Below are 26,091 nucleotides of genomic sequence, written 5' to 3'. Positions count from 1 at the left end.
GGTTAATTCTCCCCTGCGGAACGCGCCGGGGAGAATGACCTGTTTTTAGTCTCTGCGGACTTTGCTTTTACAACGTGAGCTGGAAATAAAGCCCTGGTGTTGGCTTTTCACTTTGCTTTCCCTGGTGAGGCGCAAAGTAGTCACTGACGAGCCGGATGGGTTTGCAGCCATTGCAGATCGCCAAATTTTTCGGCCAGCTGATGCGCGGTGGTCATCAGCGCCGCTAAAACCAGTGGGGAATAGCGCTGTTCAGCCTCAATCGACGGAAATGACAGACACAACCCAATAGTTTCGCCACGATGTTTATTGGTCACCGCCGTTGCCAGCGAACTGATACCCTGCAGCGTCTCGTTGCGGGCTAATGCCCAGCCCTGCTGACGCACCTGCGCCAGCATCGCCAGCAGTTCATCCAGCGTTTGCGGCGAGTTCGGCGAACTCACCTGCCAGGCATCCTGATACAACGCACGGACATATTCATCGCTGTGACGCGCCAGGATGGCACGGCCTACCGAGGTTTCTGCCGCCGGCGAGCGACTTCCGGCGGGGGTCACCACCTGAATAAACTGACGGCAATGAAACATGCGCATCACTATTATTTCGCGCCCTTCCAGCACCGAGATATAGCCGGTGCCGTTAGCCTCCATCGCCAGCCGCGCCATCAGAGGCGAGGCGCTATCGACCAGCGGTGTCGACAGATAACTACTGGCCACCGAGAGCAACACGCGGCCAATATGAAAACAGCGGGTTTCCGGATCACGCTCCAGCAGCCCCTGAGACTCCATGGTCGCCAGCAGCCGCGAAACGGTACTTTTCGGCAGCGCCAGCGACTCGACCACATCACTGAATGACAATCCTGGCTGGCCTTGCATCGCGCCGTAACGGGTAAAAAGCTTTAATACCGCGGCGGCATTTTCTAAGGTTGTCATTGTGCTGTTCCGCTATATGGAACTAAGTTCCTTTTTAATCTGTAATGAAATTAAGATCGTTACCCTGGCAGGTCAAGACCTCATTTTTGATCAGCGGAAATAAGCACAGCATGATATGCCGGAGAAATAGCAACGAAGGGACAATGCGCTACAAATAAAAGCAAAAAGCGCGGAGATCGACAAAGGGGGAAAAAATCCCCCGAAGAATATTCTGAAATTATTTCATTTAGCTTTCGCTAAACAGAGGTAATTAATTAGCTGAACTATATACCACGGCGGGCAGGGATAATTATGCCGCTACTCTTTATCGATATCTTCGTAGCGCTGTTTCGCGTCCTGCGCTTCCTGTTCCGTTTGATGTTCGCTGATTAACGTATTTTCATGAGGGTGATCGGCGCGCAGTTGATACCAGGTGACGGTGTGGCCTGCAGGGCCCTTTTCAACCGCTTCGATACGAGCCTCGTGCGGATATGGAGGTTTAGTCGCCATAATATATTCCCTCTGATAGTGGATGAAGATAGTGATATCCAGAGGGTAAGTATAGACAAGAACGGGATTTTTTCCGCAAGCCCCCTGCGGTACGGCATGTATACCGTCCGCAGGAGAAAGAATCTAGCTGGCGCGCGCCAGAGACAACGCCTGCAGCAGTTGCCGGACAACCTGATCAGGGGTTTGCATGGCATTGATCACATGGTGTGCCGCCTGATGATACAGTTTATCGCGCTGTGACAGCACTTCCACCATCTCATCGGCAATCGGGCGTCCGGTCAGCGTCGGGCGCTGATCCGCTTGCGGATAGGCGGACAAACGGGCCGCCAGCACTTCAGGTTCAGCCTTCAGATACACCACCTGGCCCTGTTCGCGCATAAAGCGACGATTATCTTCCGCCAGCACCATGCCGCCGCCGGTCGCGATCACCGTTGCAGGGGCGGTGACCGCCATCAATGCCTGGCTTTCACGCCGACGAAAGCCGTCCCATCCTTCTGCCGCAACAATATCGGCAACCGTTTGTTGCGTGGTTTGCTGCAGAAAATGATCGGTATCGCTAAAGGCATAGTCCAGTGCCAGGGATAACGCCCGTCCAATGGTTGTTTTTCCGCATCCGCGGGCACCGATCAGATAGATGGGTAATGACATAAATGGTAAATCCTCAGCCACATTGTCAGGGGCAACATGCTCGCCAACACGGGTAAAACAGCTCAACTTTGCGTCGCATCATACCGACAATTTTTCCCGCGAGCCAGATGTAAAGTCATTTTTACGAACTGTAACGTAAACATTCCAGCTAACCAACTGATTATCAATAAAGAAGCCATGCACGTTTTGTGCATGGCTTTGCTGATTAGCCGTTTTTTTGCTGGCAACATTTACTTACCCGACGCTGATTTACTTTCCTGCCGCGATTGCCACAATGAGGTTGTTCCCTGTTTACGGAGGTTTACCATGCAGAATGAAGAACAACAACTGATTGAGAATCTGTTTAGCCGACTGAAGCAGGCCGAATCCCAGTCAGGGCCGCGCGATGCCGCCGCTGAGAAACTGATTGCCAGCCATCTGCAACAGCAGCCCGGCGCAACCTATTATATGGCGCAGGCGATCCTGATTCAGGAAGCGGCGATGAAGAAGCTTAATGAACGCGTGAATGAGCTGGAAAGCCGTCTGGCGCAACAGCAGCAGCAACCTCAGCAAAGTAGCGGTGGTTTTCTTTCCAGTCTGTTTGGCGGCGGCAATCGCCAGTCGCAGCCGGTGCAGCAGCCGACACCATCCGCCTGGAACAGCGCGCCAGCGCAGCCGCAAGCCGCGTATAACCCACCGCCTGCGGCGGCGCGCGGTACCGGCTTCCTCGGCGGCGCCTTACAAACCGCCGTCGGCGTGGCGGGCGGGGTGGTAATGGCCGATATGCTAACCAGCATGTTCCGTCACTCGCAGCCGGAAGAGATTGTTAATATCATCAATGAACCGGCAATGCCGGAAGCGATCGATACCAGTCTCGACACCTTTAATCAGGGTGGACAAGAGTCGTTTCTTAATCAGAATGCCGGTGTATCGCAGGATTATGCCAATGATAATAGCGACTTCGGCAATGATGGTTTTGATGATAACGACTTTGGCGATGATGACAGTTTTGTCTGATGGCACGGGCGGCATTAATGCCGCCCCTATGGCGTTTATCCCTTTAACAACCATTTATCCAGCTCATTGGCAAACTGCTGCCGATCCCGCTGATTTAATGTCGATGGCCCGCCGGTCTGGATGCCGCTGGAACGCATAGTATCCATAAAATCGCGCATCGTCAGGCGCTCACGAATGGTAGCATTACTGTAGCGCTCCCCACGCGGATTCAGCGCGATCGCCCCCTTCTCCATCACTTCCGCCGCCAGCGGGATATCGGCGGTCACCACCAGATCGCCCTTTGCGGCGCGTCGGACAATTTCATTATCCGCCACATCAAAACCGGCAGGAACCTGCAAGGTGCGTAAAAAACGCGACGGCGGTACGTTCAGTGGTTGATTCGCCACAAAAGTAATCTCCACCTGCGCACGATCGGCGGCGCGATACAGCACCTCTTTAATCACTTTTGGACATGCATCGGCGTCCACCCAGATTGGCATAACATTTCCTGTCAGGATTGGGGAATGATGGAGATCTTGCCGTTCTTTTCCAGAATGGCAAATTTTATCTGATCCAGGCGCTCCAGTCCCTGGCTGGTACGGGCCGATAACAGAATATCTTCCTCACTGATGCCCGCCTGACGCGCCCGTTTCGGCAGTAGTTTACCGTTCTCCACCAAAATCAGTGAGCCGCCATCGATCAATAACTCCAGTCGCGGCATCCAGGACTTCAGCATACCGAACAGAATATCTATCACCACCAGGGTAACAATCGTCAGGCTGGCGCCGGTTACCGAAAAATCATTACCCAGTAGCGCCTGCTGTGTGGCCTCACTGATAATCAATAGCAGAATCAGATCAAACGATGTCATCTCCAGCAACGTCCGCCGTCCGGCGATTTTCAGCACCACCATTAGCACCAGATACATACTGGCAGCCCGTAATACTGTTTCCATGATCACTCCTAAGGATAAACCCACTGCGTGAACTGCACGCGGGTGTCGTTATTCAGCGTAACCGTGACCGGATAGCGACCAAAAGTCTGCGGCTGCATACCCAGCCAGACCGTCGCCCCGGCTTGTTGGTTACTTATGGCATAGGTCAGGATCAGCCGGTTATTCTCACTGCGCGCCGTTAACGGCTGCGGCTGTAAACTCTGGATCTGGAAATTATCCATCTCCTCGCCACCGATCGTCAGGGTAAAGCGCTCCCCAGGCAGATGCTTAACCCGTAACGTCATATTCATATCGCTGTCGCTGCGACCAAAGCGCTCATACTCCACGCGTAAATTGCCGTCGTCGGAGAGCTGCTGACGACTGCTCAGCACCCCTTTCGAAAACAGCCCACAGGCGCCAAGAATGACTATCACTGCCAGCACCAGATAACCGACATACTGAATGCGCCATTCAATACGCTGCCAGCGCATATTTTCCTGAACCGGATAGCTACGGCTCTCATCTTCGTGTTTTTGCATGATTATTTATCTTCGCGGGTCGGATGGCTTTAAGCGTAGCTGAAGCTGGATTAAGGTGGAGAATGTCGTAAGCTAGTCGACAGCGAAAACTAAATGTATGAAGGAAATGAGATGCTGGAGAAAAAGATAGGCTTTATCGGCTGCGGCAACATGTCTAAAGCCATCATTGGCGGCCTGGTGGCCGGTGGCGCGATAAAGCCTGAGAATATCTGGGTATTTGATCGTAAACCCGCAACCAATCAGGCGATGCAACAGCAGTATGGCATCACCCCGGCGCAGAGCGCTGAAGAGGTCGCCAGGCAGGCTGATATTCTGTTTGGCGCAGTTAAGCCGAACGTGATCCTGAAAGTATTGAAAGAGGTAGCGGGTAGCCTGAATAAAGAGACGCTGGTGGTTTCTATCGCCGCTGGCGTGACGCTGGATGCGCTGGCGGTGGCTCTCGGCCACGACCGTAAAATTGTCCGGGTGATGCCTAACACGCCGGCGCTGGTCAATGAGGGGATGACTTCCGTCACCCCTAACGCGCTGGTCACCCGGCAGGAAACCGACGAAGTCGTCGCGATTTTCAACAGTTTTGGCAAAGCCGCTGTGGTAGATGAATATCTGATCCACGCGGTCGTCGGCGTCAGCGGCTCCGCCCCCGCCTACGTGTTTATGTTTATTGAAGCGATGGCCGATGCGGCCGTTCTCGGTGGTATGCCACGGGCGCAGGCGTATCAGTTTGCCGCTCAGGCGGTGAAAGGTTCGGCGCAGATGGTGCTGGAAACCGGCAGGCATCCGGGCGAACTGAAAGATATGGTCTGCTCGCCCGGCGGCACGACCATTGAAGCGGTAAAAGTTCTCGAAGAGAAAGGCTTCCGGGCAGCGGTGATCGAAGCCATTAGTCAGTGTATGGCCAAGTCGGCCGCACTGAGCAAAAAGCCCTGACTGCCCGGGGCGGAGGCAGCTCCGCCCCGCGTTGCTTACTGATATTCTCTGGCCAGGCTGAGAGCCTGTTGTAGAGTCATCGGCTGCTGCATACGCTTTATCAGCAGCGCCGTCAGGGTGTACATCCCGCAGGAAGCCACCGCCGCCAGTTTTCCCTGCTGACCATAGAAGGCGATAAATTTCTTTTCCGCTAACGAGCCGAGTAGTTCAAATTGATCCCATTCGCTGGCATGGCCCAGATATTCATAACGCTTGCCAAAATGCGCCGTCCAGAAAAACGGCACCCGATCATAAACCTGCTGCGCGCCCAGCATATTCTGCGCCGCGATCCGCCCCTGCTGATGCGCCACACGATAGTGCTCAATGCGCAGCTTACCGTCGCGGGTCGGATAAGTGGCAATGTCGCCTGCCGCCCAGATATTCTGCGCCACCTGTAACTGCGCGTCGGTTTGCAGGCTGCCATCTTCCAGCAGCGCGATATCGTGAATAAAACCGGCGGCGGGCGCAATACCGGTAGCAAACAGCACCACATCCGCGGGTATCACCTTGCCACTCTTCAGCATAACGCCGCTGACATGCTGTTCACCCTGCAACGTCGCCACTTCATCCTCAATAAAGCGAACGCCATTCTCTTCATGCAACTGACGAAAAAAGGTGGCGATCTGCTCGCCAAATTGCTGTTTAAACGGCAGTGGATGACGGGCGATCACCTGTACCGCAATCTTGCGGGCGCGCAGCGCCGAAGCCAGCTCCATACCGATAAAACTATTACCGATAATCACCAGTTGCTGACGGCTATCCACTTCCCTGAGCAGGCTGTCAGCCTGCTCAATGCTACGTAACACATGCACGCCAAACAATGCTTTACCGGCGATATCCGGGCGTTGCGGCACCCCGCCGCTGGCAATCAGTAACTTATCGAAGTGCAGCGTCGAGCCATCGGCAAAGTGTAAACACTGCTCACGGCTGTCAAGGCGTTCAACATCCCCCTCAACACGTGTCACCTGGCCGAGGAAATCCTCATCCAGTAGCGCAGGAACTTCGCTGATTTCCATCTTGCCGGCGGGGACAAATTTGCTTAACGCCGTCCGATCATAGGGCGCCTGATTTTCGCGATCGACCAGAATCAGCTTACCGTTAAATCCCTCATCACGTAGCGTCCACGCTGCCGCACTGCCTGCCGCGCCACTGCCCAGAATCACAAATACCGGTGTTTCCTCGCGGCTAGCACTCTGCCGGCTCGCCGCCAGAGGGTGCGGATCGACCTGGACCATGCCATTTTCAATCCGTAACGGATAGCGCTGCAAATGGCTGAGCGCCAGCGGATCGGACAGGGTGCCGTCACTCAGGTTAAATACCGCTTTATGCCACGGACAGATCAGCTGCTGGTCACAAATCGCCCCTTGCTCAAGCGGCGCGCCAGCGTGTGGACAGGTAGCCTGCCAGGCAGACACCGATTCGCCGTTGCGGATCAGCAACACATCGGTGTCACCTACGGCGGCTTTAAGCGGTTTCATCTGCGGCAGATCCTGCAGTACCAGTACATTTTGATAGCTCACGACAATGCCTCCTGTTTTTAATTGCAACTGGCATGGCGTAAACAATTAATAAGGCCGCTGCCAGCCGGTCGCGTTTAAACCCATATCTTTTACAGGAATAGATTTAAGCCTGGCAGGATAAGTGAGGTTGGCAATGCGCGGATAAAAACTGCTGGATAACCTGTTGTTTAATCCTCAGTTTAAAAGCTTAAACAAATATTAATCAGGTCGTCACCGACTGCGCAATCCAGATCTCATTATTGCGCTAAGTCATCAAATGTCGGCCGCAGGCCAAAGCTTACACCGACCATTCGGCAGATTTAATAACGGGGATAAGTGAGAAGTCTTTGGATATAGCCCTGTAATAATGAGGCATCTTCCTGGGTGCTGGTGGCTGCATCTTCTGCCGCTTTGCGCATCGCAACCTCAATGCCGGCATTTAGCTCCAGGCGCTGCGACTCCTCCATTTTACGCAGCATGGCGGTGACAACTATTTCTAACGCTTCAACCTGAGCAGTTAACTCTTTCGACTCTTCTTCTTTGGCAGCGAGCTTTAACAATAATTCAGCAATGAGATTTTTCATGCGAATGTCTCAGCAAGTTAAAGCAGAACGTTAACATTGAGATAAATAAAATGGTAGTGCTTTTCAGGTTATATTTTCGTAGTTTAACCACAGAAGATAGCGATAAACAGGGGCGAAACGTTTCTCTGTTTATTTGCTGGCGGCAACCGGCAGGATAGAACAATAACAGCGCGAACAAACTTAATCTGAATGATTATTATTGCATCGCCAAAATACAAACCCCCCCTTTTGTTAGCAAGGGGGGAACTGACAGGCTTAGTGTGGGCCATCCATAAAACCACCGCGCGGACCACCGCCGCCGCCGCCCCAACCACCACCACCACCGCCGTGTCCACCACCGCCGCCGCCGCCCGGTCCCCACATCGGGAACAGACAACCACTCAATGCTGTTACCAGCGCCACAATTGTGACCAGCTTAATAATACGACCCATAAATAGAACCTCAGTGTGACGATTTCGAGCCGAGTGTATGCGCAGGAATATCGCCCGACAATGCGGAATACTCTGCTTCAGGCCGCAATTTACCGGACGTAACCACACTTAACACTTTCCTGTCGGAATCCAGTGACCAGACTGCAGCAACCGCCGGTTACCGTCAGATAATCCCCGTCGTTCGGAACGCGATCGCCGTCGCGGAATCACCGCGTTCCTCTTTACTGTTGGGATAATTACGGGCAATGTGAGCGCATAACATTCAATGAGAGTTAATGATGAAAACAGAAGCCATTCACACACTGTCAGAGATCATTGCACGGCGCGACTGGGAACAGCCAGGCACCACCCAACTTAATCGCCTGCCCGCTCATCCCGCCTTTTTTAGCTGGCGCGATGCGCAGCAGGCGCGTGACGACCTGCCATCCGGCCGCCGTCAAAGTCTGAATGGCAGCTGGCATTTTAGCTATTTTTCCCAGCCGGAAGCGGTGCCGCAAAGCTGGTTACTGCAGGATCTGGCTCAGAGCGACAGTATCCAGGTTCCGTCAAACTGGCAGCTCGCCGGTTATGACAGCCCGATATATACCAATGTGCAGTATCCGATTCCGGTCACGCCCCCGCGAGTGCCGGAGCACAATCCAACCGGATGCTACTCGCTCACATTCGCCGTTGACCCCGACTGGCTGCACGCCGGACAAACGCGGATTATTTTTGATGGCGTCAATTCGGCTTTTTATCTGTGGTGTAACGGCAACTGGGTCGGTTATTCCCAGGACAGTCGCCTGCCGGCTGAATTCGACCTCAGCGATTTTCTGCAGCCAGGCAATAACCGTCTGGCAGTGATGGTGTTGCGCTGGTGTGATGGCAGCTATCTTGAAGACCAGGATATGTGGCGCATGAGCGGTATTTTCCGCGATGTTACCCTACTGCATAAACCACCGGTCCAGCTCAGCGATATTCAGCTGGAAACCCATCTCAGCCCGGAATTCAGTTCGGCGCGGCTACAGGCAAAAGTCGTCGCCAGCGTCACGGCGGACAATAGCGCTGATTATCAGGTGAAGATCGAGCTCTGGCGTGGCAATCAGTCGGTCGCCAGTCAGCAACAGCCTTTTGGCAGTGAGACCATCGACGAACGCGGCCACTATATCGATCGCACTACCGTTAACCTGCAGGTGGCGCAGCCGCTGCTGTGGAGCGCCGAAACCCCGCATCTGTATCGTGCGGTGATTTCACTGCTTGATCGCGCCGGAACCCTGATCGAGGCGGAGGCCTTTGATGTTGGCTTCCGCCAGGTCACCATTGAGCAGGGATTATTAAAACTGAATGGCAAAGCATTGCTGATCCGTGGCACCAACCGCCATGAGCATCACCCGGAACATGGCCAGGTGATGGATGAAGCCACCATGGTGCGCGATATTCAGCTAATGAAGCAGCATAACTTTAATGCGGTGCGCTGCTCCCACTATCCGAATCATCCGCTGTGGTACCGGTTATGCGATCGCTACGGTCTCTACGTGGTGGATGAAGCCAATATAGAAACCCACGGCATGCAGCCGATGAACCGTCTGTCTGATGATCCGCTCTGGTTTAATGCCTTTAGCGAACGCGTTACCCGCATGGTGCAACGCGACCGCAATCACGCCTGTATAATTATCTGGTCGCTGGGTAATGAATCGGGGCACGGCAGCAGCCATGACGCGCTGTATCGCTGGGTGAAAAGCAACGATCCGACGCGTCCGGTGCAATATGAAGGCGGCGGTGCCAATAGCGACGCCACCGATATTATCTGCCCGATGTATGCCCGCGTCGATCAGGATCAGCCGTTCCCGGCGGTACCCAAATGGTCGATCAAAAAATGGATCGGCATGCCGGGAGAAACCCGACCGCTGATCCTGTGCGAATACGCCCACGCGATGGGCAACAGTTTTGGTGGTTTTGACCGCTACTGGCAGGCGTTTCGCCAGTTTCCGCGTTTACAGGGCGGCTTTGTCTGGGACTGGGTCGATCAGAGCCTGACCAGACAGGATGCTGATGGCCGTCGCTGGCAGGCTTACGGCGGCGATTTTGGTGATAAACCGAATGACCGTCAGTTCTGTATGAACGGTCTGGTGTTTGCCGACCGCACGCCGCATCCGTCGCTGTATGAAGCGCAGCATGCGCAGCAGTTTTTCCAGTTCAGCGCCGATGCCGCCAATCCGCTGGCATTCACCATCAGCAGTGAATACCTGTTCCGCCACAGCGACAACGAACAGCTGCGCTGGCGCATTGAACAGGATGGCGCAGTAATTGCCAGTGGCGCCCTGCCGCTGGCGCTGGCGCCGCAGGGTAGTCAGCGTATTGAGCTGGAGGCGCAGCCTGCCGTAAGCGGAGAGCTATGGCTGAATCTTGAGGTGGTGCAACCGCAGGCGACCGCATGGTCGGCGGAAAATCATCGCGTCGCCTGGGCGCAGTGGCGTCTGCCCGCCAGTCTGGCGCTACCGCCGGAAGTCAGCGCCGGTGAGGCCCCGACCCTGACCGCTGATGCCGATCTGATTGAGATTGGGCATGGTCAGCAGCGCTGGCAATTTTCCCGTCGCAGCGGCGAACTGATTCAGTGGCTGCAGCAGGATCGCGCCGGCTTACTGTCACCGCTGCGCGATCTGTTTGTGCGCGCGCCGCTGGATAATGATATCGGCATCAGTGAAACCACCCGTATCGATCCGAATGCCTGGGTAGAGCGCTGGAAACGCGCCGGACTGTATCAGCTGGAAGCGGTCACCCTGCAGTTTAAGGCCGACAAATTGCAGGCGTCGGTGGTGGTCGAAACGCTGCACGCCTGGCAATACCAGCAGCAAACGCGGTTCCTCAGTCGCAAGCGCTACGAGGTGAATGCGCAAGGCGAAATGACCATTGAAGTCGCGGTAGAGATCGCCGCCGGGGTACCTGCTCCGGCACGTATCGGGGTGCGCTGCCAGCTGGCGGAAGTGACGCCGACAATCAGCTGGCTGGGGCTGGGCCCCCATGAGAACTACCCGGATCGGCGCAGCGCGGCACAATTCTCACGCTGGAACCTGGCGCTGGATGCATTGCATACCCCGTACGTTTTCCCCAGCGACAATGGTCTGCGCGGCGGCACGCGCCAGCTGGATATCGGCAGGCTGCAGCTAAACGGCGATTTCCATTTCTCACTTAGCCGTTACAGTATGGAACAGCTGCGCGATACCAGTCATCGCCATTTATTACGCGAAGAAGCTGGCTGCTGGCTGACAGTGGATGGTTTTCATATGGGCGTGGGCGGTGACGACTCCTGGAGCCCCAGCGTCAATGAGGATTTTTTACTGACCGAACGACAGTACCACTACCGTTTTACCCTGCGTCAGCGCTGATGCGGGGAGAGTGGTTAACCGCCACCCGGTACGATTAGCGCTAGCGCAGGTCACCCGGTCTTGCCAGATTACTGGCAAGACTCCTGCCACGCTTTTTTCTACGCGGCGGCACGCGCATTGTGCTGCCGGTACAGACGCCGCAACTGCCAGGTATTCACCAGCAACACCAGCGCCGTAACGATAAATACCCAGCGGAAACCAGCAAACGCCGAAACGCCTGCCCCAATCAATGGTCCGACGACATTGCCGAGATACATAAAAGACTGGTTATAACCGAAGATACGTCCGGTCACCTGGTCGCTGGAGTGACGCAGCAACAGGGTCTGTACCGCTGGCATCATCGCGCCGTCGGCAAAACCGAGCATAAAACGCAATATCCCCAGTTGCGCTGCATTGTGCACAAACCCCATGGCGACAAACAGCACAATTGACAGACACAGGGTGGCGATTAATACCCGTTCCGAGCCAATACGATCGCCAAGCTTACCCAGTACGGGCGCCGATATCAGTGCCGAGACGCCGGGGATCGCCGCAATAAAGCCACTGAGAAAGGCAATATTTTGCACATCCGGCGCCAGGTCGCGCACAAACAGCGTCAGAATCGGACTGATGGAAGAGTTACTTAACTGAATGACCAGCGTGGTAAAAAACAGGGTGATTACCAGCGCCGGATTATTCAGCGTGTGTAATACCGCGCTACCGCTGAGTTTGTCCTCTTTTTTCACCGCTTTGTGGCCGGTCTCTTTAATCAGAAACAGCGTGATTAAAAAACTGACCATCAGCAAAGCGGAGGTCAGCAGGAACACGCTGCGTAAGCCAACCCAGTCCGCCAGCAAACCACCGAGCATCGGGCCGGCAATCACGCCTGATATCTGCCCGGTCGCCACGGTACTTAATGCCCAGCCGCTGCGCTCGCGTGGTACCTGGGAAGCCACCAGCGCCATGGCGTTAGGAATATAACCGGAGGTCAGCCCCATCAGGGCGCGCAGCAGAAACAGCTGCCAGACATGGGTGACAAACGCCTGCATCAGGATCACCACCCCCATGCCAAAAGAGGCGCGTAGCAGCATCAGCTTACGGCCTTTACGATCGGCCAGGCTGCCCCACATCGGTGAAACCACCGCCGAAACCATAAAGGTGACGCTGAAAGTTAATCCGGACCAGAGAGTTAAAGCACTATGGGATTCAACACCAAGCTGTTGAATATAGAGAGGAAGAAACGGCAGAATTTGACTGATTGCCAGCCCGGTAAAAAAACAACCGAACCAGACTGAAATAAGATTTACCTTCCAGGATTCCATAGCGAAGTGCGCGTGGCCTCAAAATACATAGCTGAGCGCCAAGTCTATCAAGTTGATAAATATGATGAGTGGCAAATCTTGGCAGCGGGGAAAGTTCAGGTTTTTCAGCTAAAACCGCCTCCTGCTGACGCCCTGCCACACTGTCTGCCGCCGAATGGCATTATCTTTATGCTTAAAACGCAAAAAACCCGCACAAGGCGGGTTTTATGTAGCGTGTCGTGGCTGAACACCAGGCGGTTAAACCTGACCTTCAACCGCGATAAGTTCGCTTAGATAGCAGTTACGTTAGCAGCTGCAGGGCCTTTCTGGCCATTCTCGATAGAGAATTCAACTTTCTGACCTTCTTCGAGGGTCTTAAAGCCGTTGTTCTGGATTGCAGAGAAATGTACGAATACATCTTTGCTGCCGTCGGTTGGAGAAATAAAACCGAAGCCTTTCTCAGCGTTGAACCATTTTACTAAACCAGTCATTTTGTTAGACATTTGTCTATCCTTCATTCAATTACAAGCCACATTGGGCGAAATGGTTTGTCTACAGAATTTATGAGGCACTCAGGAAGGAGTCAGGAAGAAGAGATATCTAAGATAACGCTTGAACTGAAGACTGCTTTACTAAAACTGCTCGCATATTCGGCTCTGCTTAACAAACCGACGTCGCATTTACTCATAGGGGCCAGAGAGATGCAAGGTTTATTTTTCCCCCTTGCGCTATTCCTCGATCGCCGACACATTCTGACTGGCGTTAGCCGCATAGCGTTGCAATACTGGACCAGGAAAGATTTTACTCTGATGGCGCGCCACCCCCTACCCGTTAAGGATATCAGCATGCTGGAACTGTTTAAGGCGATTGGACTTGGCCTGGTAGTGTTGTTGCCGCTGGCTAACCCGTTAACCACGGTGGCGCTGTTTTTAGGGCTGGCGGGGGAAATGAGCTTCCGCGAACGCAACAGACAAGCGCGTGATGCCTCGCTGTATGTTTTTATTATTATGGCTGTCGCCTATTACGCCGGTAACCTGGTGATGGATACGTTCGGTATCTCGATTCCGGGCCTGCGGATTGCCGGTGGGTTGATCGTCGCTTTTATCGGCTTCCGCATGCTGTTTCCGCAGCAACCTGCCGGTCAGTCGGTGGAGGCAGAGCATAAGCAGGATGAGCTGAATGATCATAAAGGGGTGAATATTGCCTTCGTGCCGCTGGCGATGCCGAGTACCGCCGGCCCCGGAACCATTGCAATGATCATCAGTTCCGCCGCCACCATCCGTAACAGCACTGAGTTCTCCCCCTGGGTGCTCACCGTGGCGCCGGTACTGACGTTTATCGCCGTCAGTGTCATTCTGTGGATCAGCCTGCGCAGCTCAGGCGGCATTATGCGTCTGGTCGGCAAAGGCGGCATCGAAGCAATCTCCCGATTGATGGGATTCTTACTGGTGTGCATGGGGGTGCAATTTATTATTAATGGGGTTTTAGAGGTAGTTACCACTTATACACACCCTTAGCGTAAAAAATATTTCATTCTGTTACTGACAACCCTTCAGCCGCGTTCTATGTTTAAAAAATCTCCACCTGTTTAACTTCTGGCAAGTGGCGGGTTAACTGTTCTGGTTGCCCGGATCGCAATCATATGTGTCCTGTTTATGATCTCACCGGCTTACCGGTGTGTGGCCGATGGCGCTTTTTCGGAGGTTTATCATGCGAGCATATACCCGTGGCGCAGGCCGCGAGATCACCGAATATTTTAATAGCCCGGCCTGGCACGCCCCGCGCGAGGCGGAATTGCTGGCAGCGGTGATGACTGAGCTGATGCAGTCCGGTAAACCCGCCACCAGCAAAGCGATTATTGCCAGTGTGATCAGCAAGCTGGAACATGAAGTGGATGAGACGTTGTTACAGGGCTATCGCAATGTGCTGGCGCAACTGATGGATGAGAAGCCGGAGTAGCTATTCTGCCATGTCACCCCTGTGTGCTTTAAATGAACCCTCAGACCGTCAGCCATAAATACCAGAACAGCGCAATTTCATTGCGCTGCGGATTGAGCGCGCGGTACAAGGCACGGTCAATGCCCGCCAGTTCAAAACCATATTTCTCGTAAAACAAGCAGGCGGCGACGTTATTGGATTGCGTCTCCAGTACCAGCCCGGAGAGATTTTGCTCACGCGCCCACTGCACGGCGGCATCCATCAGGGCGCGGCCACAGCCCGCCTGACGGGCAGGACGATCGACGGCAATATCTTCCACCAGCGCCAGACCATTCCAGTTACGGCTAACCGCCAGATATCCCAGCAGTTGCTGCTGGCGCCGGGCGATAAACAGGGCGCTATCAATACTATCGACGTAACCACTGAACTGCTGTGGATCGTTGAAGTAGTGCTTTTCATAAATCTCAACCGGCTTCAGATTCTGACTGACGGGGGAGTCAAAAACCGCGACAAACTCTTGATCGACGCGAAAGCTATAATCAAGCGCACTCAGGGAGCTAAGCATTGTCGCGCTGGCAGGCGAGACCGTTATTGCTGGGTTAGTTTCAGGCATCATCTCTGTTATCCGTTTAATGACTCCTGCTAATTATTCATCTACAGCGTAGTCGATTGCACTAAGCAAATGATCTGATGTTAAAAAAAAGCCAAAAAAAATCCCGCACACGGCGGGAAGGTATGACAAGACAAGCATTACCTGTTTGGGGTGACGAGGAGATCACTTCTCCAGGGCAAGGGCTAAGCTAACCTGACGCCATTGCAGCAATATGACAACCGGCGCGGATTAATGCTAAACCGCCCGGGCGCGGCGCATCCCCCCGTTGCGCTGCTTACCCGCAGTAAACGCGGCTTATTTTGCCGCTGACATCCCCCTGGAAGTTGAGACGATTAAGATTAAAATCCATCGTCACCGCGCCGTTGTGCGGAATGGCGCGCACCGGGGTGGCAAATTTTACCGTCTCCAGCGAAGAGAGCGGTTTGCCAATATAGTTCTGGTACTGTGCGGCGCCACAGCGATCATTCTCAGTATCAACCGGTTGCGCGGCGCTATTGTGGCTGGACGGGCTATTACAGGCGGACAGCGCAAACATCGCGGCTGGCAGCAGAATTTTTGCATACAATTTCACATTTCACTCCTCTTCGACCTGTTTTGACTGTAGGTCAGCATTCAGACCGGCAGATTACTTTGTCCTGGCGGACGGTTTTTCACCCTACCGCGTCCGCGGTTTTCACTCGTGTCAGAGCGGCACAAATCGCTTAAGATTTAAGCAGTGATTGACTATAATTTCCTGAGATAAATCTGAGGAGGACATTATGGAACTCACCATCTTTATCTGCTTTGCCGTGCTGATGACGCTTATCGCTATCCGTGTGCGTTAAACCTTCTGCTCTGCTTTTCGCGGTGCGGGCCGGGTAATCATCTGGTCCACTGTCTGCCGGCCCGCAGTTTCCGCACTTTGTCGACTCGACAGTTGTCTAACTGATTGATAGTATTGCCTGACTCATCTGAAGCGGGCAAATGATGAACGCCAATACCAACCGGATCATGCTGACGCTGTTTTATGTCGGCATCTTTGTCATCTACTACCTGATAACCCTGCTGATTACATTGCTGCCAAATGCGGCGACGCTGCGCAGCAACGGCCTGCTGGTACCGGTAGTTTGCCTGTTTGAGTTTGCCGCGATCTGGCCGATTTATCGTTTTTACTGTTCACGTCGCGATGATATTCCGCCGGGTACGCTGCGGTTAACCACTACCTTACTGTTTATCGCCGGGCTGGCGCTGCTGCTTTTGCTGCAAAGCCAGGTACTCCAGCCTGAAGCCTGGCTGGAGCAGCAGTCACATCAGAGCCGTGCTGCGGTGCTGATCCTGGTGTTTACCGCCGTGGCGCTGGGGCCGGTTTTTGAGGAGATTCTGTTTCGCGGCTTTATGTTGCAGGGATTTCTGCTGTGGGCGCCGAAAAGCCCGCTGGCCAGCGTCACTCTCACCTCGATTCTGTTTGCCGCCATGCATACGCAATATGTGCATCTGCAAACCCTGGCGATGTTAACGCTATTTTCCATGTTGCTGTGCTACGCGCGGCTGAAATCCAACGGCCTGAAGCTGCCGATTTTTCTGCATATGGTTAATAACCTGCTGGCGCTGTTGCCGGCGCTGTATGCCACGCTGCTGAATGGCTAATCCGGCTGACGATACTCGCCGCGCCGATACAGCCAGACCGCCTTATGGCCATAAGCCGCCACTTCGGCAAAGTGAAAACCGAGCTTTTTCGCCAATGCCTGCGAACGCAGATTATCCGGGTCAATAATGCAGAACAACCCGGCCTGCAGCTGCTGGTCGGCCCAGGCCAGTACCGCGCGCGCCGCCTCGGTCGCATAGCCTTTGCCCTGTGCTTCCGGCAGTAACGTCCAGCCGGCCTCGACAAGGTCAGCGTAATGCGCCGGCAGATCTCGCCGGTTATACGCCAGTCCGACACTGCCAATAAATTGCCCGCTACTCCGTACTTCCAGCGCCCAGTAACCATAGCCCATCAGCTGCCAGTGCCCCAGATGACGTAACAATTTGCTCCATACCTGCTCCGCATTTAGCCGTCGCGCTTCCGCTACCTGCTCACCGGCCCACAAACGCTGACAGGCGGCAAAATCATCGGCAGTAAAGGCACGCAAACGCAGATTTGGCGTGATAATAACGGGAGTAATGGCTGACGACATAAGTAATCCCTTTGATTTCGCGACGGAAAATTTGCTAATAATAATAGTGCTAAGATTGAACCGCTGACAGCCAGTTATTATCTCAGCCGCCGATTTGTTGACGATTTATAACCAATTTCATTTACTTAGAACAAAAATACATAACGATAGCGAATAATCTACTATTTGATAATGCTATGAGTCATTTACACTCGCGACAAATTTTAAGGTAAGGAAACGTCATGAAAAGTATCGTTCCGTCACTCATCGCCGTCACGCTGGGCGCCTCTTTTGCCACTCAGGCCGCCACACCGCCAGATACTCTGGTGATTGCCCAGTCGATCGATGATTCCAGCAGCTTTGACCCGGCGCAGGGTTTTGAACTGACTTCGATGCAGGCCTTTACTAACATCTATCAACGCCTGGTCCAGTCCGATCCTGGCAACCCGGTCGATCTGAAACCCACGCTGGCGACCTCCTGGCAAGCTGCTGGCGACAACCGTAGTCTGATCTTTGCCCTGCGTGATAACGCTAAATTCTCCAGCGGCAATCCGGTACGCCCGGAAGATGTGATCTTTTCCCTGTCGCGGGTAGTGAAGCTGAATCTGGATCCCTCTTTCATTCTGACCCAGATGGGCTGGACCAAAGACAACGTTGATGCGCAGCTGAAAAAAATCGATGACCAACACGTTCAGGTCAGCTGGACTGCTGATATCAGCCCGACCTTCGTATTAAGCCTGCTCTCGGCGCCGGTCGCATCGATCGTCGATGAAAAAACCGTTATGGCCAACCAGCAGAAAAACGACCTTGGCAATCAGTGGCTGGGCGCGCACTCGGCGGGCAGCGGCCCGTATCAGATCCGCAAGTTTATTCCCCATGAAGTGGTGCTGCTTGCCGCCAATCCGACCTCACCGGCCGGTGCGCCGAAGCTGAAAAACATTCTGATTAAAAACGTGCCGGAACCTGCGGCGCGTCGCCTGCTGCTGGAACAGGGCGATGCCGATATTGCCCGTAATCTGGGCGCCGATCAGATGGCGGCGCTGAAGGACAAAGCCGGCGTGAAACCAATGGCGATCCCGATGGCTTCGCTGTACTACATACAGTTCAATATTGATGCCTCACCGGCGCTGAAAAATCCGGCGCTGTGGGAAGCATCCCGTTACCTGTTCGACTACCACGGCATTGCCGATGATCTGCTGAAAGGTCAGTTCCAGGTGCATCAGGCGTTCCTGCCGGAAGGTTTCCTTGGTGCGCTGAACGATAATCCCTATAAATACGATCCGGAGAAAGCCAAAGCGATTCTGCAGAAAGCCGGCCTGACCAACGTTAGCTTTAAGCTCTCCGTCAGCAACCAGCCGCCATACCTTGATATTGCGCAGGCGCTGCAGGCCAGCTTCGCCAAAGGCGGGATTAAAGTTGAGCTGATTCCGGGCCTGAGTACCGAAGTCTCCACCAGCGTGAAGGCGCATAAGTATGAGGCGACACTGAACGCCTGGGGCGCTGATTATTTCGATCCCAACACCAACGCCGCCGCCTTTGCCTACAACCCGGAAGATGGCAGCAAAACCCTGGCATGGCGCTCGAACTGGCACATTCCTGAGCTGAGCAAGCAAACGCTGGCGGCCACTGCCGTTAGTGATAACGCGAAGCGCATTGAGATGTATCAGAGTATGCAGCGCGAAGTGCAGAAAAACTCACCCTATGTGGTGGGTCTGCAGGCGCGCAACCTGATCGCGCTACGCGCTAACCTGAAAGGCTATGTACAGGGCATCAACCCGGATATGGTTTACTACAACCAGGTCAGTAAATAATGGCAGCACCTTCTGCTGACGCCGGGTCCGCCCGGCGTTTCTGGCGCGGTGGCGGACGTCTCGCCACCAGCCTGCTTTCGTTACTGGTGACGCTGCTCGGCTTACTGGCGTTTACCTTTATGTTGTCCCATCTGTCGCCGGTTGATCCGGTGTTGCAGATTGCCGGCGATCACGCCAGCGAATCGACCTATGCTCAGGTGCGCCAGGAGTTAGGCCTCGACCAGCCGGTAGTGATGCAGTTCTGGCACTATATCGAACATCTGGCGCACGGTGATTTGGGCGTGTCACGCATTACCAATCAACCGGTAGCCAGCGACCTGCTGCGTACTTTCCCCGCGACTATCGAACTGGCGACCTGCGCCATGATTTTTGGTGCATTTTTTGGCATCACGCTGGCGCTGCTGGCGGCATGGAAACCAGGCAGCATTATCGATAACCTGGCGCGGCTGATTTCGCTGCTCGGCTATTCGGTTCCTATTTTCTGGCTTGGCCTGCTGGGTTTACTGCTGTTTTACGCGGTGCTGCACTGGTCGGCGGGGCCGGGCAGGCTGGATGATATCTATGTCTATACCCTGGAGCCGCACACCGGTCTGATGCTGATCGACAGCTGGCTGTCGGGCGATCGGGACATGTTCCGCAACGCCATCGCCCACCTGTGGCTGCCGGTGGTGGTACTCGGCATGCTGTCGATGGCCGGCATCACCCGCCTGCTGCGCGCCGCGCTGCTGGAAGAGAGCAGCAAAGAGTATGTCACCCTCGCGCGCGCCAAAGGCGCCGGACGCGGACGTATTTTGCTGCTGCATATTTTCCCCAATATCTCCGGCACACTGATTACCGTGCTGGCACTCTCCTACGCCACTCTGCTGGAGGGGTCGGTACTGACGGAAACCGTCTTTGCCTGGCCTGGCGTTGGCCGCTACATGACTACTGCGCTGTTCGCCTCCGACGCCCCGGCGATTCTGGGCTCCACCCTGCTGATTGGCGGCTGTTTTATCGTGCTCAATACGCTGGCCGACGCCCTCACCTGGTTAACCGATCCGAGAACCCGATGACGCAAAATTTAACTGATATTGAAAATGTGACGCCGCGTCGCTATCGCCGTCGCCGGGTGACGACGCTGGTGATTGGCGGCGCGCTGGTTGCCATTCTGCTGCTGGCGGCACTGCTGGCCCCGCTACTGGCGCCATTTGATCCGAATGCGCAGCTGATGTCAGCACGCCTGCTGCCGCCGTCTGGCGCGCACTGGTTAGGCACCGACGGCTTTGGTCGCGATCTGCTGTCGCGGGTGATTTACGGAACGCGCCCGACGCTGTTGCTGGTCTCGCTGATTCTGCTGCTGACCATTCCGGTCGGCATGCTGGTTGGTATCGCTGCCGGTTATCTCGGTGGCTGGACCGAGCGCGTGCTGATGCGCATTACCGATATCTTTCTGTCACTACCCAACCTGGTGATCGCCCTGGCGCTGGTGGCGATGCTTGGCCCGGGCCTGATGAATGGTGCGCTGGCGCTGGCGCTGACCAGCTGGCCGCCGTTTGCCCGCCAGGCGCGTGCGGAGACCCTCGCCCTGCGCCGCAGTGACTACCTCGCCGCCGCGCGTATGCAGGGGATTACCGGTTTGCGCCTGATGTTTGGCCATATTCTGCCGCTCTGTATGCCCAGCGCCGTGGTGCGTGCGGCACTGAGTCTCGGCGGTATTATTCTCGCCGCCGCCGGTCTCGGTTTTCTCGGTATGGGCGTACAGCCGCCAACCGCCGAATGGGGATCGATGGTCGCCGAAGGCAGTAAAGTGATTTTTGACCAGTGGTGGGTCGCTGCCGCACCGGGCGGTGCAATTCTGTTTGCCAGCCTGGCTTTTAACCTGACAGGCGACGGCCTGCGCGATCGACTGGATACCCGTAATGCCAACTGATTCTTCTGCGCTGATTATCGCCGATGGGCTAAATATTTCGCTGGGTGATGGCACCACGCTGGTAAAAGATCTGTCATTTACTCTCGGACGTGAACGCGTGGCGTTGGTCGGGGAATCCGGTTCCGGCAAATCCCTCACCGCCCGCTCGCTGATGGGGCTGCTGTCACCGTCGTTGCATGTTCAGGCGCGCAGTTTACAGGTTGCCGGCGAAGATGCCTTAACCCTGAGCGAGCGCCGCTGGAACCAGTTACGCGCCAGTAAACTGGCGATGGTAATGCAGGATCCGAAATATGCTCTGAATCCCACCCGCACCATTGGCTGGCAGGTTGAGGAACCGCTAAAACTGCATCAATCCTTTGGCCGCGCCGAACGTCGGGAAAAGGTCTGTGAGATGCTGGATGCCGTGGGTCTGCCGCAACCCGCGCAGCTGATGACGCGTTATCCGCATCAGCTCTCCGGCGGTATGGGGCAGCGCGTGATGCTGGCCATCGCGCTAATTGCCGATCCACAATTTCTGATTGCCGACGAACCGACCTCGGCGCTCGATCACGCGATGCGCGATCAGGTGCTGGCGTTAATCCGTCGTCTGGTTGAGCAGCGTAATATGGGACTACTGCTGATTAGTCACGATCTGCAACAGGTAGCGGAACACTGTGATCGCGTGATGGTGATGTATAAAGGTGAAGTACTCGATACCCTGCCAGCGGCTGAACTGCCGCGCGCGACCCATCCATACACCCGCACGCTGTGGGCCTGCCGACCGGGTAAAGCGACTCATGGTCAGCCGCTGCCGGTACTGGATCGCGCGGCACTGGAGGCCACTCGTGAGCATGATTGATCTGCAACGGCTTAGTGTGTCGCATAAACAAGGTTATGAACTGCGTACTGTGGTACATGATGTATCGCTGTCAATTGCTGCGGGTGAATGTTTTGGCCTGGTTGGCCCCTCCGGCTGCGGCAAATCCTCACTGCTGTGGGTGATGGCCGGGCTGAATCCGCACTGGCAAGGAAGTATGCAGCTGGCCGGACATCAGGTTGCGCCGGGTAAAGCCTTTACCGGCGCGCTGCGGCGTGAAGTACAGATGGTGTTTCAGGATCCTTACGCCTCGCTACATCCGCGCCACCGTCTGCGCCGCACGCTGGCTGAGCCGCTAAAACTGCTGAAAGTAAAAGATATTGATGATCGTATCGATCAGGGTTTCCGTCATGTTGGTCTTGATCCGGCGATGGCCGATCGCTATCCGCATCAGCTTTCCGGCGGACAACGCCAGCGTGTCGCCATTGTACGCGCGCTGCTGTTAGAGCCGAAAGTGCTGCTGCTGGATGAGCCTACCTCGGCGCTGGATATGTCGGTACAGGCGGAGATCCTTAATTTGCTGAATGACCTGAAGCGGCTGGATAATCTGACGATGGTATTAGTCAGTCATGACCCGGATGTCATCGATCATATGTGCGATCGCGCCGCGCATATGGCCAATGGCCGGATTGTCGGTTGATGGCAGCGGCACGGGCGGGATTGATCCCGCCCCGGTGGCAGATTTGCAGCAATATTTTTCGAGCCCCCCCGATAGTTTAATGATCATCCATTTCTCAGCTGTTCACGCCACGCTACTCTCGTCAGCGGAGGCACAACGGATGAAAAAACGTTTATCACCACGGCTAAAATATTTTTGCTATGCCCGGCCAGGAGCATATTTCGTCACTCTGGTTACCCATCAGCGTAAAACGTTATTTGGTGAAATCATTGACGAAGAAATGTTCCCTACCCGGCTGGCTAAACTGGCGACTGAGCACTGGTTTACACTGCCCCGACGCATCGCCACCCTGGCTCTGGACCAGATGGTCATCATGCCGAATCACCTGCATGGCATTATCTGGCTGACGCCAGAAAACGCGCGTTCGCTTACCCAGATTGTCTGCCACTACAAAGCCGGGGTCACACGAGAATATCAGGCGCATCAGCCGCTGTGGCAGCGTGGGTTTTACGATCGTGTTATCCGTAATGAAGCAGAGCTTAATGCCATTCGTCAGTATATTCATGATAACCCGCAGCGCTGGCATGAGGACCGCCTGAACAGGTCTGAAACCGGGTAGCGGCGGGATTTATTCCGCCCGCTGCCTTATGCAACACGGGAGCCGTAGCGGCGGGATTTATTCCGCCTGCTGCCTTATGCAACACGGGGGCCATAAATGGCCCCCTACAGACCCTGTAGGGGCGGGATTTATTCCGCCCGTAAATATCCCCTGAGGTTAATTATAACCCTTTGATCTGGCTATAGTCTGAAAGCAGAAAACCATAGTTAAAACTCATATTTCCAACGCTGAATTTGCCACCTATAGTCCTGATATCCCCCTCCATGTCAGGATCAGCAAATGCGTAAACTTTTACCCGCTCTTATCGCCAGTGCATTAACGTTAAGCGCTGGCGCCAATGCAGCGACGCCCGCAGACACGTTAATCGTGGCCATTCCGCTTGATGGCATTATCAGTTTCGATCCGGCAGAAAGCTTTGAAACCGTCAGCACCAGCAGCCTGACCGATCTCTACCAGGGGCTGGTCGCCTCTGACCGCAACAACCCACGCGCACTGGTCGCCGAGCTGGCCAGCAACTGGCAACCCGGCAGCAGCGAACACAGCCTGGTATTCAACCTGAAACCAGGGGCGAAATTCGCCAGCGGCCATCCGATAACCGCCGATGATGTTATCTGGTCACTCACCCGGGTGGTAAAACTGAATAAGACTCCGGCTTTTATCCTCGGTGAATTCGGCTGGACGCCAGAAAATATCGATGCGCAATTTACCCGTATCAGCGACAACAAACTGGAACTGCGCTGGGTATCGCCTATCGGTAGCGATCTGGCGCTGCGCCTGCTCAGCGCGCCGGTGGCCTCAATCGTCGACAGCAAGCTGGTACAGCAACATGCTAAAGATAACGATTTTGGTAATGGCTGGCTGCGTACCCGTTCTGCCGGCAGCGCCGGCTACAGTATCAGTAACTATGTACCGCAGCAGGCGCTGGTGCTGGAACAGAACCCCGAGGCGCAGCCCGCGCCAAAACTAAAACGGGTGATTCTGAAAGGCGTGGCCGATGCAGGTTCCCGACGTTTATTGCTGGAACAGGGGGATGCGGATGTCGCCTATGAACTGGGAGCCGATCAGTTTGATGCCATCAAAAATCACCCTAGTATTAAAGTCGCCAGCTTTCCTTCCAGCCTGATTTACTACCTCGGCTTTAATACTCAGGACAAGCAGCAACCCGCGCTGGGAAATCCGGCATTCTGGCAGGCGGCACGCTGGCTGGTGGATTATGACAGCCTGTCAAACCAGCTGTTAAAAGGGCAATATCAGGTGCACCAGACCTTTCTGCCGCAAGGTTTTGACGGGGCGCTAAACGATAAGCCGTTTAAACTGGATGTCGCCAAAGCGAAGAGCATTCTGCAACAGGCCGGGATTAAACCGGGCACCCGCTTCTCGTTAACTATCGTTAATCAGCCGCCCTACACCGATGTGGCGCAGGCGCTGCAGGCCAGCTTTGCCAAAGCCGATATTGATATTCAGATCCAGCCGGTGGCGGAGTCAGAGCTGTGGGGCAAAATGCGTGGGCGCAACTTCCAGTCAATTTTTATCTACTGGGGAGCGGACTATGTCGATCCGAATACCAATGCCAGCACCTTTGCCTATAACGTGCCGGGAGGGCCAAAAACCCTTGCCTGGCGCGTAGGCTGGGAGATCCCCAAACTGAGTGTGCAAACCCGTGCCGCTGCTGCCGAAAGTGATGTGCAAAAACGTCAGGCGCTGTATGGCGAGTTGCAAAAGGAAATTCAGCAAAACTCGCCATTTGTGGTGACCCTACAGGGACAAAAACTGGTGGGGCTGCGGGAAAATGTCAAAGGCGCGCAGCAAGGTATTGGTACCAGCATGCTCTATTACGATCAGGTGAGTAAGTAGCTTTCCCCACCGCCGCTAAACGCCATTATCCTGATGGCGTTTACGGTATTTTAGCGGTGTATCGCCAATCATCTTCTTAAAGCAGGTGATAAAATAGGAGGTATCGGCAAATCCGGTCTGCTCTGCGATCGCTTCTACCGCCCGCTGATCACTGCGCAGATAGTGACAAGCCTGCCACAACCGGCGCTTCAGCAGATACTCCTGGATCAATCCGCCGGTCTCCTGTTTGAAGGTGCGGGAGATATAGCTGCGCGACAAATTCAGCGCCGTCGCCAGCGCCGCCAGGCTGAATTTCCGCGCGTAGTTCTCTTCGACCCAACACATCACGCGAGTGGAAATGCTGTTGTCCGGTGGTTTACGACTGACAGAATGTTCCGGGAAAAAATTCATCAGTTGCAGAATCAGGCAGGCACTGTCCGGCAAATTAAACGGACGACTGTCAAAAACGCGCTGATACACCGTAAATAACTGCTCCAGGCCGGATTGATATTCACTCAAATCATATACCGTTGCGGCGCTGCGTTGATGGCAAAATCGCTGTAAGCGTGCCCGCTGGTGGGGAAAGTCGCGCAGGAAATTGATAAATGTCGTGCTATCAATATGAATCATCGTACGTCGATAGCTGTCGGCAGCGCGCGGATCAATCATCACCTTGTGCAGCTTAAAGGGTGGGAAAATAAATCCACATCCCGGGTGCAAAGCATATTGCTGATTATCAACAATAATGGTGCCATGCCCCTGTTCTATCAGCAAAATTTCCAGCCCCTGATGCCAGTGGTGATACCCGACGCGGCCAACCACGCGCCGGGTAAAGGAGATTGCGCGTTCGGTTAAAGAATTAAGTTCAATGGTTTCCATCGTCATGCCATGTACCACGCCACTGGTTACGATTCCCCGTAGAAAATTTAAACCGTTGTTTTATTTTTTTATCACCATAATTTTTATTAGCCGAGGATATTGTGATAGCCCCGGCACTGTTCACGCCATTGCGTCAGCTACGGCGGAAAAATTGGCAATATGGTGGTTGGGTCACATGGCAGACGCGGGATCAGGAGTAGAGCCGGAAAGATTGCGGGCGGGCGTCCCCGCACCGCATTCGG

The 26,091-nt window shown here is 54.7% G+C and carries 28 protein-coding genes; 13 read left to right on the top strand and 15 right to left on the bottom strand.

Annotation, left to right across the window (positions count from 1 at the left end; all coding sequences use genetic code 11):
- Positions 1-140: 140 nt before the first annotated feature.
- From JWF83_RS07870 to aroL, 3 genes are all read right to left on the bottom strand, one after another.
- Positions 141-926, bottom strand: coding sequence for an IclR family transcriptional regulator (locus JWF83_RS07870; protein WP_413649629.1), 786 nt, complete (start codon positions 924-926; stop codon positions 141-143).
- 297 nt (positions 927-1,223) lie between these two features.
- A complete protein-coding gene (locus JWF83_RS07865) occupies positions 1,224-1,415 on the bottom strand; it encodes a YaiA family protein (protein ID WP_413649628.1) in 192 nt (63 codons plus the stop codon).
- Between the two features lie 123 nt (positions 1,416-1,538).
- Positions 1,539-2,063, bottom strand: coding sequence for a shikimate kinase AroL (aroL, locus tag JWF83_RS07860; RefSeq protein ID WP_413649627.1), 525 nt, complete (start codon positions 2,061-2,063; stop codon positions 1,539-1,541).
- A gap of 306 nt (positions 2,064-2,369) precedes the next feature.
- Between aroL and JWF83_RS07855 the strand changes: the two genes are divergently transcribed.
- A complete protein-coding gene (locus JWF83_RS07855) occupies positions 2,370-3,059 on the top strand; it encodes a DUF2076 domain-containing protein (protein ID WP_413649626.1) in 690 nt (229 codons plus the stop codon).
- 35 nt (positions 3,060-3,094) lie between these two features.
- Here JWF83_RS07855 and JWF83_RS07850 read toward each other — a convergent pair whose 3' ends face one another.
- Genes JWF83_RS07850 through JWF83_RS07840 form a run of 3 tightly spaced genes read right to left on the bottom strand, consistent with a single transcriptional unit; the run spans position 3,095 to position 4,511 of the window.
- Complete coding sequence (locus JWF83_RS07850; protein ID WP_413649625.1) at positions 3,095-3,538, bottom strand: YaiI/YqxD family protein; 444 nt, start codon at positions 3,536-3,538, stop codon at positions 3,095-3,097.
- 11 nt (positions 3,539-3,549) lie between these two features.
- The gene (locus tag JWF83_RS07845) at positions 3,550-3,993 is read right to left on the bottom strand and encodes a DUF421 domain-containing protein (protein ID WP_413649624.1); all 444 of its coding nucleotides are present in this window, start codon (positions 3,991-3,993) and stop codon (positions 3,550-3,552) included.
- A gap of 8 nt (positions 3,994-4,001) precedes the next feature.
- Positions 4,002-4,511, bottom strand: coding sequence for a hypothetical protein (locus JWF83_RS07840; RefSeq protein WP_413649623.1), 510 nt, complete (start codon positions 4,509-4,511; stop codon positions 4,002-4,004).
- 111 nt (positions 4,512-4,622) lie between these two features.
- On the opposite strand from JWF83_RS07840, the gene proC reads away from it, so the two are divergent.
- Positions 4,623-5,438 (top strand): pyrroline-5-carboxylate reductase, encoded by an 816-nt coding sequence (gene proC / locus JWF83_RS07835; RefSeq protein ID WP_413649754.1) that lies wholly within the window; start codon positions 4,623-4,625, stop codon positions 5,436-5,438.
- A 35-nt stretch (positions 5,439-5,473) separates the two neighbouring features.
- Here proC and JWF83_RS07830 read toward each other — a convergent pair whose 3' ends face one another.
- The 3 genes from JWF83_RS07830 to JWF83_RS07820 form a co-directional block, all read right to left on the bottom strand.
- A complete protein-coding gene (locus JWF83_RS07830; protein WP_413649622.1) occupies positions 5,474-6,997 on the bottom strand; it encodes an FAD-dependent oxidoreductase in 1,524 nt (507 codons plus the stop codon).
- A gap of 299 nt (positions 6,998-7,296) precedes the next feature.
- Positions 7,297-7,560, bottom strand: a complete 264-nt coding sequence (iraP, locus tag JWF83_RS07825; protein ID WP_413649621.1) for an anti-adapter protein IraP — start codon at positions 7,558-7,560, stop codon at positions 7,297-7,299.
- Between the two features lie 255 nt (positions 7,561-7,815).
- The gene (locus JWF83_RS07820; protein WP_413649620.1) at positions 7,816-7,992 is read right to left on the bottom strand and encodes a hypothetical protein; all 177 of its coding nucleotides are present in this window, start codon (positions 7,990-7,992) and stop codon (positions 7,816-7,818) included.
- Between the two features lie 278 nt (positions 7,993-8,270).
- Here JWF83_RS07820 and JWF83_RS07815 point away from each other — a divergent pair, with 278 nt between their 5' ends.
- Positions 8,271-11,357 (top strand): beta-galactosidase, encoded by a 3,087-nt coding sequence (locus JWF83_RS07815; RefSeq protein WP_413649753.1) that lies wholly within the window; start codon positions 8,271-8,273, stop codon positions 11,355-11,357.
- 98 nt (positions 11,358-11,455) lie between these two features.
- Here the strand turns inward: JWF83_RS07815 and JWF83_RS07810 are convergent, their stop codons facing one another.
- Positions 11,456-12,658 carry a multidrug efflux MFS transporter gene (locus JWF83_RS07810; protein WP_413649619.1) on the bottom strand — a complete coding sequence of 401 codons (1,203 nt, stop codon included), beginning with the start codon at positions 12,656-12,658 and terminating at the stop codon, positions 11,456-11,458.
- A 269-nt stretch (positions 12,659-12,927) separates the two neighbouring features.
- Positions 12,928-13,140, bottom strand: a complete 213-nt coding sequence (gene cspA / locus JWF83_RS07805; protein ID WP_052899568.1) for an RNA chaperone/antiterminator CspA — start codon at positions 13,138-13,140, stop codon at positions 12,928-12,930.
- A 342-nt stretch (positions 13,141-13,482) separates the two neighbouring features.
- Here cspA and JWF83_RS07800 point away from each other — a divergent pair, with 342 nt between their 5' ends.
- Together JWF83_RS07800 and JWF83_RS07795 are read left to right on the top strand one after the other, a co-directional pair.
- Positions 13,483-14,154 carry a MarC family NAAT transporter gene (locus JWF83_RS07800; protein WP_413649752.1) on the top strand — a complete coding sequence of 224 codons (672 nt, stop codon included), beginning with the start codon at positions 13,483-13,485 and terminating at the stop codon, positions 14,152-14,154.
- Between the two features lie 193 nt (positions 14,155-14,347).
- Complete coding sequence (locus JWF83_RS07795) at positions 14,348-14,596, top strand: biofilm development regulator YmgB/AriR family protein (RefSeq protein ID WP_413649618.1); 249 nt, start codon at positions 14,348-14,350, stop codon at positions 14,594-14,596.
- 40 nt (positions 14,597-14,636) lie between these two features.
- On the opposite strand, the gene JWF83_RS07790 is transcribed toward JWF83_RS07795, so the two are convergent.
- On the bottom strand, positions 14,637-15,191 hold the full coding sequence (locus JWF83_RS07790; protein WP_413649617.1) for a GNAT family N-acetyltransferase: 555 nt from the start codon (positions 15,189-15,191) through the stop codon (positions 14,637-14,639).
- Between the two features lie 271 nt (positions 15,192-15,462).
- Positions 15,463-15,759 carry an I78 family peptidase inhibitor gene (locus JWF83_RS07785; RefSeq protein ID WP_413649616.1) on the bottom strand — a complete coding sequence of 99 codons (297 nt, stop codon included), beginning with the start codon at positions 15,757-15,759 and terminating at the stop codon, positions 15,463-15,465.
- 395 nt (positions 15,760-16,154) lie between these two features.
- Between JWF83_RS07785 and JWF83_RS07780 the strand changes: the two genes are divergently transcribed.
- Positions 16,155-16,814: a CPBP family intramembrane glutamic endopeptidase gene (locus JWF83_RS07780; RefSeq protein WP_413649750.1), complete on the top strand. Its 660-nt coding sequence runs from the start codon at positions 16,155-16,157 to the stop codon at positions 16,812-16,814.
- Here the strand turns inward: JWF83_RS07780 and JWF83_RS07775 are convergent.
- Positions 16,811-17,344 (bottom strand): GNAT family N-acetyltransferase, encoded by a 534-nt coding sequence (locus tag JWF83_RS07775; protein WP_413649615.1) that lies wholly within the window; start codon positions 17,342-17,344, stop codon positions 16,811-16,813. The two genes, JWF83_RS07780 and JWF83_RS07775, sit on opposite strands and share 4 nt — an antisense overlap.
- Before the next feature lie 221 nt (positions 17,345-17,565).
- Here JWF83_RS07775 and JWF83_RS07770 point away from each other — a divergent pair, with 221 nt between their 5' ends.
- From JWF83_RS07770 to JWF83_RS07740, 7 genes are all read left to right on the top strand, one after another.
- Positions 17,566-19,134 carry an ABC transporter substrate-binding protein gene (locus JWF83_RS07770; RefSeq protein ID WP_413649614.1) on the top strand — a complete coding sequence of 523 codons (1,569 nt, stop codon included), beginning with the start codon at positions 17,566-17,568 and terminating at the stop codon, positions 19,132-19,134.
- A complete protein-coding gene (locus JWF83_RS07765) occupies positions 19,134-20,186 on the top strand; it encodes an ABC transporter permease (protein WP_413649613.1) in 1,053 nt (350 codons plus the stop codon). Before JWF83_RS07770 ends, JWF83_RS07765 begins: the two co-directional genes overlap by 1 nt.
- Positions 20,183-21,043, top strand: coding sequence for an ABC transporter permease (locus JWF83_RS07760; protein ID WP_413649612.1), 861 nt, complete (start codon positions 20,183-20,185; stop codon positions 21,041-21,043). Before JWF83_RS07765 ends, JWF83_RS07760 begins: the two co-directional genes overlap by 4 nt.
- The gene (locus tag JWF83_RS07755; protein WP_413649611.1) at positions 21,033-21,881 is read left to right on the top strand and encodes an ABC transporter ATP-binding protein; all 849 of its coding nucleotides are present in this window, start codon (positions 21,033-21,035) and stop codon (positions 21,879-21,881) included. Before JWF83_RS07760 ends, JWF83_RS07755 begins: the two co-directional genes overlap by 11 nt.
- A complete protein-coding gene (locus JWF83_RS07750) occupies positions 21,874-22,539 on the top strand; it encodes an ABC transporter ATP-binding protein (protein WP_413649748.1) in 666 nt (221 codons plus the stop codon). The genes JWF83_RS07755 and JWF83_RS07750 overlap by 8 nt, the downstream gene beginning before the upstream one ends.
- 139 nt (positions 22,540-22,678) lie before the next feature.
- Entirely contained in the window at positions 22,679-23,137 is a 459-nt protein-coding gene (locus JWF83_RS07745; protein WP_413649610.1) for a transposase, read from the top strand.
- A gap of 279 nt (positions 23,138-23,416) precedes the next feature.
- Positions 23,417-24,991, top strand: coding sequence for an ABC transporter substrate-binding protein (locus JWF83_RS07740; RefSeq protein WP_413649609.1), 1,575 nt, complete (start codon positions 23,417-23,419; stop codon positions 24,989-24,991).
- A gap of 15 nt (positions 24,992-25,006) precedes the next feature.
- Here JWF83_RS07740 and JWF83_RS07735 read toward each other — a convergent pair whose 3' ends face one another.
- On the bottom strand, positions 25,007-25,855 hold the full coding sequence (locus tag JWF83_RS07735) for an AraC family transcriptional regulator (protein WP_413649608.1): 849 nt from the start codon (positions 25,853-25,855) through the stop codon (positions 25,007-25,009).
- Positions 25,856-26,091: the final 236 nt, after the last annotated feature.

The sequence above is a fragment of the Pantoea sp. B65 genome (assembly GCF_047308185.1).
GTDB lineage: Bacteria > Pseudomonadota > Gammaproteobacteria > Enterobacterales > Enterobacteriaceae > Erwinia.
Note: the sequence above shows the minus strand (reverse complement) of the source record. Positions and strands in the feature narration are given on the sequence as shown.

Coding starts and splice junctions, on each gene's coding strand:
- JWF83_RS07870 (WP_413649629.1), bottom strand. CDS start 926: ATGACAACCTTAGAAAATGCCGCCGCGGTATTAAAGCTTTTTACCCGT.
- JWF83_RS07865 (WP_413649628.1), bottom strand. CDS start 1,415: ATGGCGACTAAACCTCCATATCCGCACGAGGCTCGTATCGAAGCGGTT.
- aroL (WP_413649627.1), bottom strand. CDS start 2,063: ATGTCATTACCCATCTATCTGATCGGTGCCCGCGGATGCGGAAAAACA.
- JWF83_RS07855 (WP_413649626.1), top strand. CDS start 2,370: ATGCAGAATGAAGAACAACAACTGATTGAGAATCTGTTTAGCCGACTG.
- JWF83_RS07850 (WP_413649625.1), bottom strand. CDS start 3,538: ATGCCAATCTGGGTGGACGCCGATGCATGTCCAAAAGTGATTAAAGAG.
- JWF83_RS07845 (WP_413649624.1), bottom strand. CDS start 3,993: ATGGAAACAGTATTACGGGCTGCCAGTATGTATCTGGTGCTAATGGTG.
- JWF83_RS07840 (WP_413649623.1), bottom strand. CDS start 4,511: ATGCAAAAACACGAAGATGAGAGCCGTAGCTATCCGGTTCAGGAAAAT.
- proC (WP_413649754.1), top strand. CDS start 4,623: ATGCTGGAGAAAAAGATAGGCTTTATCGGCTGCGGCAACATGTCTAAA.
- iraP (WP_413649621.1), bottom strand. CDS start 7,560: ATGAAAAATCTCATTGCTGAATTATTGTTAAAGCTCGCTGCCAAAGAA.
- JWF83_RS07820 (WP_413649620.1), bottom strand. CDS start 7,992: ATGGGTCGTATTATTAAGCTGGTCACAATTGTGGCGCTGGTAACAGCA.
- JWF83_RS07815 (WP_413649753.1), top strand. CDS start 8,271: ATGAAAACAGAAGCCATTCACACACTGTCAGAGATCATTGCACGGCGC.
- JWF83_RS07810 (WP_413649619.1), bottom strand. CDS start 12,658: ATGGAATCCTGGAAGGTAAATCTTATTTCAGTCTGGTTCGGTTGTTTT.
- cspA (WP_052899568.1), bottom strand. CDS start 13,140: ATGTCTAACAAAATGACTGGTTTAGTAAAATGGTTCAACGCTGAGAAA.
- JWF83_RS07800 (WP_413649752.1), top strand. CDS start 13,483: ATGCTGGAACTGTTTAAGGCGATTGGACTTGGCCTGGTAGTGTTGTTG.
- JWF83_RS07795 (WP_413649618.1), top strand. CDS start 14,348: ATGCGAGCATATACCCGTGGCGCAGGCCGCGAGATCACCGAATATTTT.
- JWF83_RS07790 (WP_413649617.1), bottom strand. CDS start 15,191: ATGATGCCTGAAACTAACCCAGCAATAACGGTCTCGCCTGCCAGCGCG.
- JWF83_RS07780 (WP_413649750.1), top strand. CDS start 16,155: ATGAACGCCAATACCAACCGGATCATGCTGACGCTGTTTTATGTCGGC.
- JWF83_RS07775 (WP_413649615.1), bottom strand. CDS start 17,344: ATGTCGTCAGCCATTACTCCCGTTATTATCACGCCAAATCTGCGTTTG.
- JWF83_RS07770 (WP_413649614.1), top strand. CDS start 17,566: ATGAAAAGTATCGTTCCGTCACTCATCGCCGTCACGCTGGGCGCCTCT.
- JWF83_RS07765 (WP_413649613.1), top strand. CDS start 19,134: ATGGCAGCACCTTCTGCTGACGCCGGGTCCGCCCGGCGTTTCTGGCGC.
- JWF83_RS07760 (WP_413649612.1), top strand. CDS start 20,183: ATGACGCAAAATTTAACTGATATTGAAAATGTGACGCCGCGTCGCTAT.
- JWF83_RS07755 (WP_413649611.1), top strand. CDS start 21,033: ATGCCAACTGATTCTTCTGCGCTGATTATCGCCGATGGGCTAAATATT.
- JWF83_RS07750 (WP_413649748.1), top strand. CDS start 21,874: ATGATTGATCTGCAACGGCTTAGTGTGTCGCATAAACAAGGTTATGAA.
- JWF83_RS07745 (WP_413649610.1), top strand. CDS start 22,679: ATGAAAAAACGTTTATCACCACGGCTAAAATATTTTTGCTATGCCCGG.
- JWF83_RS07740 (WP_413649609.1), top strand. CDS start 23,417: ATGCGTAAACTTTTACCCGCTCTTATCGCCAGTGCATTAACGTTAAGC.
- JWF83_RS07735 (WP_413649608.1), bottom strand. CDS start 25,855: ATGACGATGGAAACCATTGAACTTAATTCTTTAACCGAACGCGCAATC.